Raw genomic sequence first — 9,673 nt, forward strand, 5'->3', positions numbered from 1 at the left:
CCCCTTCGACACGGGATTGGCCGGGCTTGGCACCCTCGTCGACGTCGGCGCGACGCAGCCACTTCTGCAACGTCATCGGGTGGACCCCGAAGTCTTTCGCGATCTGCTCGATCGTCACTCCGGGCTCGCGGTTCCTCGCGACGCGCACGACGTCGTCACGGAACTCGGTCGGGTAGGGCTTGGGCACAGCAACATCCTTCCAGGCCACCCTCGAGGGCAAGCCAGATCAGATGTCACCTATTCGTGCAGCAGTCCCGGGTAACTACGGAAGGGGTATCCGATGACACCCACACTCCGACCGCATCCTCACTATTGAAGCTGTCGTCATAGTAGCCACCACCGGCACAGCCCGTCAGGCACAACAACATCCCCACGACCAGAGCAGGGGCGCAAGCCGGATATCGCACTTTGGCTACCATACGTATTCCTGATGCCAGGTGGCCGTTTGCTGGACTGTTGCTTCTCCAATTTCACGTATCACAGGCAATGCTAACCAACGAGCCCAAACTTATGTCGTTCCGCACTTTGTATACAACCATTGCAGAGTCGAAGATGTGTACGTGACTTTCGAAGAAACAGAATATGACCCGACGATCGCCAAGGATCGAGGGGCAGTCGATCTGGAACTTCATCACTCACGGATCAGCGGTCGCTGTCTCTGGGGTGCACACCATTCGCAAGTCTGACCGCCATGATGCCGAGCGAGCTGCCGGCGATCGCTGCTACGCCGACGAACGCGAGCACGAGAGGAAAAGACCAGACGAAAACAAAGCTCAGTAGGGAAAAGATCGTCGGCCCCACCGCGATGGACACTGGCCACAGTCGCGAGTGACCATATCGCGGAATCATCATCAGAAGACTCAAAGCAGTCGGGAAGATGAGGCCAAAAACTGCACTCACGACAATCGAGTTCAGCACCTGTCCCGCATTTCCGTCGGCCTGGATGGAGACCCAGTTGAATCCGAATGAGTATAGGCCGTACATCAGGCCCAGGACTGCTCCTACGATCAAGTTTGATACCCCGACCGCAACGGCACACGCGGGCCATCTAACAACGTAGGGGGCGTCTGAAGTAGTTGTCACCGAGGCCTCCCGTCGAGCTCCAGCTGAGTAGCCAGATTGCTTGCTTGTAGCGCCCACGTATTGGCAGACGCAGGTGGAAGTCCGAAGACCTGATCAAGTGCGATGGCCACGTAACCATCCGATCCCAGAGAGACAGCGTCTTGGCGAAGATAAACCATTCCGCCTTTCTCATAAGTGGAAAATTTGATCGTGGATCCCGGGGCGTCGAAGTAGCCATTCTCGATCACCGTGAAGGTCACGGACGTTTTGGTCGTTGTGACTCCCACTGTGCCATTCGGCTTCAACAAGACATCGAGCCCCGTCTCAAGATTACACTCGGCTCCGGACTTGAAAGTAGAGCATCCCTTGACTGTAAAGGGGAAGATATCTTTGGGCCTGTTCTGGAAGACCGACATCACACCTTCGGCCGTCCATCCTGACTTGGTACTCACTACAGAATTCTTCACGGTGTAGTCATATGGGAATCCAGCGCCACTCCGGCAGGAAGCGAACCGCCCTGCTCCGCCGCACTTCTGCTCACTGTCGGCCTGCTTGACTCGACAGGACCAGTCACCCACCTTGCATTTCTGCCCGCTCGCACTTGCCGTGCCCCCTGGGTTCGACGGCGCCGCAGATGTCCCTGGTTTGGTCTTGGGCTTCGGCTTGAAACCGTCGATCACGAACTTCATCCCGCTCGGGTCCATGTACGTGGTCGGGTTGTTGCCCGAGTACGTGTATCCGGTGTTCTGCTGCGGAAGGCTCGTGTCGATCACCGGATCCACGGACAGGAACTTCCCTAGCACGGGATCATACGTCCGCGCACCGACCGTGGTCAGACCCGTCGACGCGGTCACAGGCTTGTTCATGTACCCGGTCCCGCTGCCCCACACGCCGGACGATCCGATCGGCGCACCATACGGATCACGGAACACACGGGTCGTCGTCCCCGCCGCGTTCGCCACCGTCTGCACGTCCACCGTCCCCTCCAAGTTCGAGAACAACCACGTCAACGTGGTTCCCGCGGCCCCGGTCTTCGCGGACTTCTCCGCGACCGGTTTGCCCTCCGCAGCACTGTACGTCCGAGACCCCGCGATCACACTCGACCCCGCCGCCTGCGACAGCACCGTGTCACCCACGAACAACGACGCGCCTTCGCACCGCACCTGAGACAAGAACGAGCATGCGGCCAGCAGACATGCCAACGCCCACGAGGAGGCTTGCCACGAAACGCACGTTACGCTGCTGCTCTGCGCTAGAGGAGTGCTGTGCAGATCGTGACGATGCCAAAAACGATGCCAAAAATACCTGCCATCAACAGCCTTGTCGACGCGACGCCTGGACCCATCCAGTCATCAGCGGTGGGTTCGCCAAAGGCTCGCTTGGTTGCTCGGTAGTAGAACCGTGAGATCGGCCGACGAAAGATCACCAAAATGACCCCGACTGTGATCAGGATCGGTCCGACAACGAATTCACTTAGCATAAAGCCTTTGTTTCACTTCGACCGAGATCACTGATCCCTGTCGGGATCAGGATAACGGAAAACTGAGCCCGACCGAACAGCCGCCGCCCCCACCAAAACGCACGCCTCCCGAACTTGTGGTGTTAAGCCTGATCCCGCCATCCCGATCTTGTTTGGTCGTGAGGCCAAGACCATAAGAAGCCGCTGCGCCAACGCCGCTGGTGGCACTGCATTCACCGACCACATACGGCCCGATGGCGCCTTCTGACTCTTCCATCGACACTTGGACGCCGCCAGTTACCTCAATTCTCAGCCCCAAGGATACGGTGATCGCCTGGCTACCTCTCACTCCGCCTTGGTACCCGACGCAGAGGTAAACGCAAACGGTGAAGCTTCCCCCGAGCTCTGCTTCAGGGTACTTGTAGTCGGGAACCCACGCAATGAGCGGGCCCCACGGCGGCGTTCTGGGCGATGTTGGCCCGGTCGGCTGGGGCCTCGGCTTAGGGTTACCGAGAATCACAACAGGCCACTCGGTGAATTTAGGTGGTCCATTCGAGTCCATCCGCGGCAGACGGCGTATCTCTACAGCCGAAGGCGTATTCTCCCATCTCCGCGGCTGCCATGTGCTGGGGGGAGCGGTCTGTCCGGGCTTGGGCTTCACCTTGCTACTCCCGCCGCCTGATGCCATGTGGTCGAACGCGAACCTCTTCCCGCTCGGGTCCATGTACGTGGTGGGGTTGTTGCCCGAGTATGTGTATCCGGTGTTCTGCTGCGGAAGGCTCGTGTCGATCACCGGATCCACGGACAGGAACTTCCCTAGCACGGGATCATACGTCCGCGCACCGACCGTGGTCAGACCCGTCGACGCGGTCACAGGCTTGTTCATGTACCCGGTCCCGCTGCCCCACACGCCGGACGATCCGATCGGCGCACCATACGGATCACGGAACACACGGCGGACTCAACTGGTCGTCGCAACACCTTGATCGCGGAGGTGTTCAAGATGGCAACGGCAGACTGGAGCAGGAAGACCAGCGATGTTCCGGAGAGGCTGCGCCGGCAGTGGCGCGCGGACCGGGCCTTGCGTCCGGCGATGCGCTCCCCGGGGCGGCCGGATCCGTCGCGGGTGGTGCAACGCCAGTTCTGGCGCACGATCGCAACAGGCGTCACGACAGCGGAAGCGTCGTTAGCGATCGGCGTGTCGGTCCCGGTCGGCACCCGCTGGTTTCGTCACGCTGGCGGCATGCCCCCGATCTCACTGGCAGAGCCCACCGACCGATATCTGTCGTTCGAGGAGCGTGAGGAGATCGCGATCATGCGCGCCAAGGACAAGGGAGTGCGGGAGATCGCCCGCACACTGGGGCGAGATCCGGGGACTATCCCACGCGAGTTGCGTCGCAACGCCGCAACGCGCGGCCGCACGCTGGAGTACCGGGCGACGGTCGCGCAGTGGAAGGCGCAGCAGGCGGCCAAGCGTCCGAAAATCGCCAAGCTGGTCGCCAACGATCGACTTCGCGAGTATGTACAGGAACGCCTCGACGGGTCTGTGAAGCGTGCTGATGGAACGGTCGTTGCTGGGCCGGTGACCGTGGACTGGAAGGGTCGCAACAAGCCGCACCGGCAGGATCGCCGGTGGTCGATGTCGTGGAGTCCGGAGCAGATCTCTCATCGACTTGAGCTCGACTTCCCCGATGATGAGTCCATGCGCATCAGCCATGAGCTCGCGCCCACACCGAAGATGTCGACCCTGGTCGATGAGGTGATGGCGTCGACGGAGGCCCGCAGCGACTCGGTGTCGAGCACCTTGGCGGTGTCGGCGAGTGAGAGGGTCTCGGCGAGCGAGACCTTCGCGACGATGTCGGCCAGGGTGTCGTTGCGGTCGATGTCGCCGGAGACGGCGGGAAGCGCGGCCGTGTCGAACGTCTCGCGCTCGACGTCGCGCAGCACGTGGTTGCGGAGCTCCCGCACGTGCTCGTAGCCCAGGCGCTTGCAGAATCGCACGACCGAGGTGGTCGAGGTGTCGCAGCGCTGGGCGAGTTCGGCGACGGACAGGCCAGCGGTCCCCGCGGGATCGGCGAGGAACAGGTCGGCGATGCGCTGCTCGCTCGGACGCAGCTCGGGGCGGATCGCACGCATGCGGACGAGCACGGGGTGTGCGCCAGCGTCGTCGCGGGCGGCTTCATGGGGCATGGGGTCTCCGATCGCTGTTCATAACAGTAGAGGAACTTCTGTTACATCAGTAGTGTCTGTCGTGTACTTTTAGTACCAACCAAGACCGACGATGTTCGCGGGGCGGCAGGCAACAGCGCCTGACCCGACGCCACGGCGACGCGTCCCATCCAGGAGGAATCAGCAATGAGCACAGCACGGCGGGCGTCATTCGGCGCTCTCACTGCCACGGGTGTCGCTTTGGCGCTCGTGATCACAGGTTGTTCCGCACCCGCATCCGACCCCCAGCCGTCAGCGGGTGCTGCAGGCGGCGACCTCGTCATCGGCGTCACCAGCGACCCAGACACGCTCTTCCCCTGGAAGGCGACCCAGTTCCAGGCCGTCAACGTGCTGCAGAACCTGTACGGCACCCTGACCGAGTTCGACGAGGACCTCAACGTGGTCCCCGGCCTCGCCGAGTCCTGGGACGTCTCGGAAGACGGCCTCACCCTGACCTTCCACCTGCGGGAAGGCGTCACGTTCGCCGACGGCAGCACGTTCGGATCCGAAGACGTGAAGCACTCGCTCGATGCGATCGCGGCCGAGGCCACCGCAGCTGTGTCGCGCAGCTCTCTCGCCTCCGTCACCGCGGTCGAGGCCACCGACGAGAACACCGTCACCCTCACCCTCAGCGCTCCCGACGCCGCACTTCCGGCGAACCTCGCCGTGATCAACATGGCGATGCTGTCCTCGGACGACACCGAAGAGGGGCTGAACACCACCCCGAACGGCACCGGTCCCTTCATCCTCGACGACCGCAAGGCGAGCCAGTCGATCACGCTCGCCAAGAACGAGGACTACTGGGGAGACACCGCGCTGCTCGACACCGTCGAGTTCCGCGTGATCCCCGACGAGTCCTCGATCGTCTCGGCGATGCAGTCCGGCAACGTGCAGCTGGCCGTGTTCGATGACCCGCTGGTCGCGCAGACCGCCGAGGGTGCGAACGTCGAGGTCGCCACGACCCCGCAGCTGAGCTACCACGCGCTGCAGCTGAACGCCACGCGCGGCGACCTCACCGACGTCAACGTGCGCCTCGCGATCCAGTGCGCGATCGACCGCCAGGAGGTGCTCGACACCGCAGCCCTCGGCGAGGGCGAGGTCACCGGTCCCATCACGTCTCCCGCGTACAAGTCCGACCCCGACGCACGCCCGTGCCCTGAGCGCGACCTCGACAAGGCGGCCGAGTACCTGAAGAAGGCGGGCAAGGAGGACGGCGTCACCATCAAGACGATCGTCTCCCAGGGCGAGTACGCGACCTCGGTCAACGAGGCGCAGAACCTGAAGGCGCAGCTGGCCGACGCGAACATCACGCTCGACCTCGAGGTGCTCGAGTCCGGTGCCTTCGTCGATCGCTGGATCGCGGCCGACTTCGACGCCGCTGTCGCCCTCAACGGCGGTCGCCCCGACCCCGACGGCATGTACGGCCGGTACTTCACCAGCACGGGCAACCTGAACAAGGTCGCCGGCTACTCCTCGCCCGAGCTCGACGCGCTGTTCGCCGAGGGCCGCCAGACGGCCGACCCGGAGAAGCGCAAGGACATCTACGCGCAGGTCTCCGAGAACCTCGAGGACAACGCCGCGTGGATCTGGCTGTTCACGAGCTACACCTACACGGCGACCGCGTCGAACGTCGACGGCTTCGTCCCGATGGTGAACGGCTCGCTGCAGTACCTGCGGACCACCTCCATCAAGTAGCGGATCGAGGGGGCGCGGCCACCCCGCGCCCCCTCCCTCCCCGACGACAGGCACCCACACACGCGCATGTTCAGACAGATCCTCCGCAACAGCGTGCTGCGACGCATCCTCGCAGCCCTCGGCACGCTCCTCGGCGTCGCCATCTTCGTCTTCCTGATGCTGCGCGCCATCCCCGGCGACCAGATCAGCTCCGGCCTCGGCACCGAGGCCGCCGCCCTCACGCCGTCGCAGCGCGCCGCCCTCGAGTCGTACTACGGTCTCGACCAGCCGCTCTTCGTGCAGTTCTTCTCGTGGCTGGGCAACATCTTCACCGGCAACCTCGGCTTCTCGTCGCGGGCGCAGACGAGCGTGCTCGATCTCACCGCCGCCGCCCTCCCCGTGACGTTCGAGCTCGCGATCTTCTCGATCGTGATCGCGCTGGCCATCGGCATCCCGCTCGGAATGCTCTCCGCCTCGAAGCCCGACTCGTTCCGCGACGGCGTCGGACAGGTGGTCGGCCTCGCCGGTCTCTCGATCCCCGCGTTCCTGCTCGGCACGGCGCTGCTGGCGATCCTCGCCTCGTCGTTCGGCTTCAACCCCAACGGCCAGGCCTACGCCACGCTGTTCGAGAACCCGTTGCTGAACCTCCAGCAGATGCTGCTGCCCTCGATCGTGCTCGGCTTCGGCATCGCCGCGCCGATCATGCGCACCACCCGCACGGCCGTGCTCGAGATCCGCTCCAACGACTTCATCCGCACCGCCAGGGCGAAGGGCGTCCCCCCGCGTCGCCTGCAGGTGCGCCACGTGCTCGGCAACGCGCTCGTGCCCATCGTCACCATGACCGGGCTGCAGTTCGGCTACCTCCTCGGCGGTGCCGTGGTGGTGGAGCAGATCTTCTCGCTCCCCGGCATCGGGCGTCAGGTGCTGCTGGGCATCCAGCAGAAGGAGTACGCGCTCGTGCAGAGCACCGTGCTCGTGATCGCGCTCGCCTTCGTCATCGTCAACCTGCTCACCGACCTGCTGTACCGGGTCATCGATCCTCGGGTGCGTGCCGCATGACCGACATCTCTCAGACCCCGGCCCTCGCCCCCGGCGGCGGGCGCACCATGGAGCGCGTGCGTCTCCTGCTGCGCAGCCGCAGCGGGCTCACGGGACTCATCATCGTCGCCCTTCTCGCCGTGCTGAGCCTCGTCTCGGCGTTCGGGCTGCTGCCGTTCGACCCGCTCGCGCAGGATCCGCCCTCCCGCCTGCAGCCGCCGTCGGTCGTGCACTGGTTCGGCACCGACCAGTTCGGTCGCGACGTGTTCTCGCGCGTCGCCGCCGGCGTCGCCAACTCGGCGCTGATCTCGGTCGTCGCCGTGGCCTTCGCCACCGTGGTCGGTACCGTGTGCGGGCTCATCGCCGGCTTCTACCGCGGCTTCTCCGACGGCGCGATCACCGCGGTCACCAACGTGCTGTTCGCCTTCCCTCCGCTGCTGCTCGCGCTGTCGCTCGCCTCGGTGTTCGAGCGCAACTGGTTCACCATCGCCGTGGCCATCGCGATCGTCTACGTGCCGATCTTCATCCGCGTCACCCGAGGGCCGGTGCTGTCGCTGCGCGAGGTCGAGTACGTCAAGGCCGCCAAGAGCACGGGTCAGAGCCGCATGGCGACCATGTTCCGGCACGTGCTGCCGAACATCACGTCGATCATCATCGTGCAGGTGACGCTCTCGCTGTCCTGGGCCGTGCTCACCGAGGCCTCGCTGAGCTTCCTCGGCCTCGGCACACCTCCGCCCGCGCCCTCGCTCGGCTCGATGATCTTCGAGGCGCGCACGCTCGTGACGATCGCCCCGTGGACCATGATCGCGCCCGGTGTCATCGTGGTGCTCCTCGTCGTGGGATTGAACCTGCTCGGCGATGGCCTGCGCGACAGCCTCGACCCCCGGAACAGAGGAAAGCGATGACCATGGAGGACCTCGGCGCGCTGGCGACGGAGGCCAGCGATCCCCGCTACGCCGAACTCGACCTGATGAGCGTGGCGGAGCTCGCGCAGACCATGAACGAGGCGGATGCCATGCCGGACTCGGCGAGAAGGCCGGAGGCGGGGATGCAGTCGTTCATGAGTCCTCTCCACCCCCCGGTTCACAGAGAGGATATCGGTATCGCGGCGCGCTGCGCATCCCCCGGATGCGCGAAAGGGGCGAGGATCCGAAGATCCTCGCCCCTTTCGACTGTCTGCTGAGACTTACCAGCTCGACTTGGTCACGCCGGGCAGCTCGCCACGGTGTGCCATGTCACGGAAGCGGACACGCGAGATGCCGAACTTCGTGAGGACACCGCGGGGGCGGCCGTCGATGACGTCGCGCGAACGCACGCGAGCCGGCGACGCGTTGCGCGGCAGCTTCTGCAGGCCGACGCGTGCGGCCTCGCGGGCCTCGTCGGTGGCGTTCGGGTCGACCAGGGTCTTCTTCAGCTCGGCGCGACGCTCGGCGTAACGCTCGACGATGACCTTGCGCTGCTCGTTGCGAGCGATCTTGCTCTTCTTAGCCATTGATCAACGCTCCTCTCGGAATTCGACGTGCTGACGGATGACCGGGTCGTACTTCTTGAGCACGAGGCGGTCGGGGGTGTTGCGGCGGTTCTTCTTCGTCACGTACGTGTAACCCGTACCTGCCGTCGAACGCAGCTTGATGATCGGACGTACGTCCTGAGCCTTCTTGGCCATTAGAGCTTCACACCCTTCGCCTGGAGGTCCTTGACGACGTTCTCGATGCCACGGACGTCGATCACCTTGATGCCCTTGGCGGACACGTTGAGCGTGATCTTACGACCGAGCGACGGAACGAAATAAGTCTTCTTCTGCACGTTCGGGTCGAAGCGGCGCTTCGTCCGGCGGTGCGAGTGCGAGACGTTGTGACCGAAGCCGGGAACAGCTCCGGTCACCTGGCACACTGCTGCCATGATGGTGACTCCTTCTATACCGTGAGGCCGGACGGCCTCACCCAAGATCCCTTGTCTGCACGCGACCCCGCCTCGCCGATCTCTCGGCCGCAGAAGGGGAAGCACGCGAACTGCGCACAGGAGTGTGCGCAGACAAAGAGTCAGCTTAGCACGGCGGCGATTCAGACTCGAACGGCCTCGATCAGCAGAGCCGCCCCCGGAGCCAGCAGCGGCAGCGGCACGCCGACGGTCTCGAAGAAGGCACCGGATGCCTCCACCCCGGCGTCGGTCCACGCGGGGTCGGCGACCTGATGCCGCGCGACCCTCCCGAGGTCCTCCCGCATCCGCAGG

General features: G+C 64.3%; 12 protein-coding genes and 1 pseudogene. 5 read left to right on the forward strand and 8 right to left on the reverse strand.

The genetic code is table 11. The features are described from left to right. From KZA10_RS02855 to KZA10_RS02870, 4 genes are all read right to left on the reverse strand, one after another. Nucleotides 1–187, reverse strand: a 187-nt coding sequence (locus tag KZA10_RS02855; RefSeq protein ID WP_218682126.1) for a transposase, incomplete at its 3' end; no start/stop codon positions are given. Between the two features lie 455 nt (nt 188–642). Continuing rightward, on the reverse strand, nt 643–918 hold the full coding sequence (locus tag KZA10_RS02860) for a hypothetical protein (RefSeq protein ID WP_218682127.1): 276 nt from the start codon (nt 916–918) through the stop codon (nt 643–645). A gap of 161 nt (nt 919–1,079) precedes the next feature. Beyond that, nucleotides 1,080–2,198 (reverse strand): RHS repeat-associated core domain-containing protein, encoded by a 1,119-nt coding sequence (locus KZA10_RS02865; protein WP_218682128.1) that lies wholly within the window; start codon nt 2,196–2,198, stop codon nt 1,080–1,082. 390 nt (nt 2,199–2,588) lie between these two features. Next, entirely contained in the window at nt 2,589–3,473 is an 885-nt protein-coding gene (locus KZA10_RS02870; protein ID WP_308289573.1) for an RHS repeat-associated core domain-containing protein, read from the reverse strand. 51 nt (nt 3,474–3,524) lie between these two features. On the opposite strand from KZA10_RS02870, the pseudogene KZA10_RS02875 reads away from it, so the two are divergent. Continuing rightward, nucleotides 3,525–4,241: pseudogene (locus tag KZA10_RS02875) on the forward strand (transposase); the annotation flags it as partial. Here the strand turns inward: KZA10_RS02875 and KZA10_RS02880 are convergent. Then, nucleotides 4,187–4,711: a MurR/RpiR family transcriptional regulator gene (locus KZA10_RS02880; RefSeq protein ID WP_218682130.1), complete on the reverse strand. Its 525-nt coding sequence runs from the start codon at nt 4,709–4,711 to the stop codon at nt 4,187–4,189. The pseudogene KZA10_RS02875 and the gene KZA10_RS02880 overlap by 55 nt on opposite strands. Nucleotides 4,712–4,876: 165 nt before the next feature. Here KZA10_RS02880 and KZA10_RS02885 point away from each other — a divergent pair, with 165 nt between their 5' ends. The 4 genes from KZA10_RS02885 to KZA10_RS17675 all read left to right on the forward strand — a co-directional run bounded on the left by KZA10_RS02885 (nt 4,877) and on the right by KZA10_RS17675 (nt 8,624). Continuing rightward, nucleotides 4,877–6,424, forward strand: a complete 1,548-nt coding sequence (locus tag KZA10_RS02885; protein ID WP_141388052.1) for an ABC transporter substrate-binding protein — start codon at nt 4,877–4,879, stop codon at nt 6,422–6,424. 66 nt (nt 6,425–6,490) lie between these two features. Further along, entirely contained in the window at nt 6,491–7,462 is a 972-nt protein-coding gene (locus KZA10_RS02890) for an ABC transporter permease (protein ID WP_017829588.1), read from the forward strand. Further along, nucleotides 7,459–8,346: an ABC transporter permease gene (locus tag KZA10_RS02895; protein ID WP_218682131.1), complete on the forward strand. Its 888-nt coding sequence runs from the start codon at nt 7,459–7,461 to the stop codon at nt 8,344–8,346. Before KZA10_RS02890 ends, KZA10_RS02895 begins: the two co-directional genes overlap by 4 nt. Beyond that, the gene (locus tag KZA10_RS17675) at nt 8,343–8,624 is read left to right on the forward strand and encodes a hypothetical protein (protein ID WP_256934330.1); all 282 of its coding nucleotides are present in this window, start codon (nt 8,343–8,345) and stop codon (nt 8,622–8,624) included. Before KZA10_RS02895 ends, KZA10_RS17675 begins: the two co-directional genes overlap by 4 nt. Nucleotides 8,625–8,627: 3 nt before the next feature. Here the strand turns inward: KZA10_RS17675 and rpsN are convergent, their stop codons facing one another. Genes rpsN through rpmB form a run of 3 tightly spaced genes read right to left on the reverse strand, consistent with a single transcriptional unit; the run spans nt 8,628 to nt 9,343 of the window. After that, nucleotides 8,628–8,933 carry a 30S ribosomal protein S14 gene (gene rpsN, locus KZA10_RS02905; protein ID WP_017829734.1) on the reverse strand — a complete coding sequence of 102 codons (306 nt, stop codon included), beginning with the start codon at nt 8,931–8,933 and terminating at the stop codon, nt 8,628–8,630. Nucleotides 8,934–8,936: 3 nt separating this feature from the next. Continuing rightward, nucleotides 8,937–9,107, reverse strand: a complete 171-nt coding sequence (gene rpmG, locus KZA10_RS02910) for a 50S ribosomal protein L33 (RefSeq protein WP_017203558.1) — start codon at nt 9,105–9,107, stop codon at nt 8,937–8,939. After that, a complete protein-coding gene (gene rpmB / locus KZA10_RS02915) occupies nt 9,107–9,343 on the reverse strand; it encodes a 50S ribosomal protein L28 (protein WP_017203559.1) in 237 nt (78 codons plus the stop codon). Before rpmB ends, rpmG begins: the two co-directional genes overlap by 1 nt. Nucleotides 9,344–9,673 lie beyond the last annotated feature (330 nt).

It is taken from the genome of Microbacterium sp. BF1, assembly GCF_019279095.1.
GTDB lineage: Bacteria > Actinomycetota > Actinomycetes > Actinomycetales > Microbacteriaceae > Microbacterium > Microbacterium maritypicum.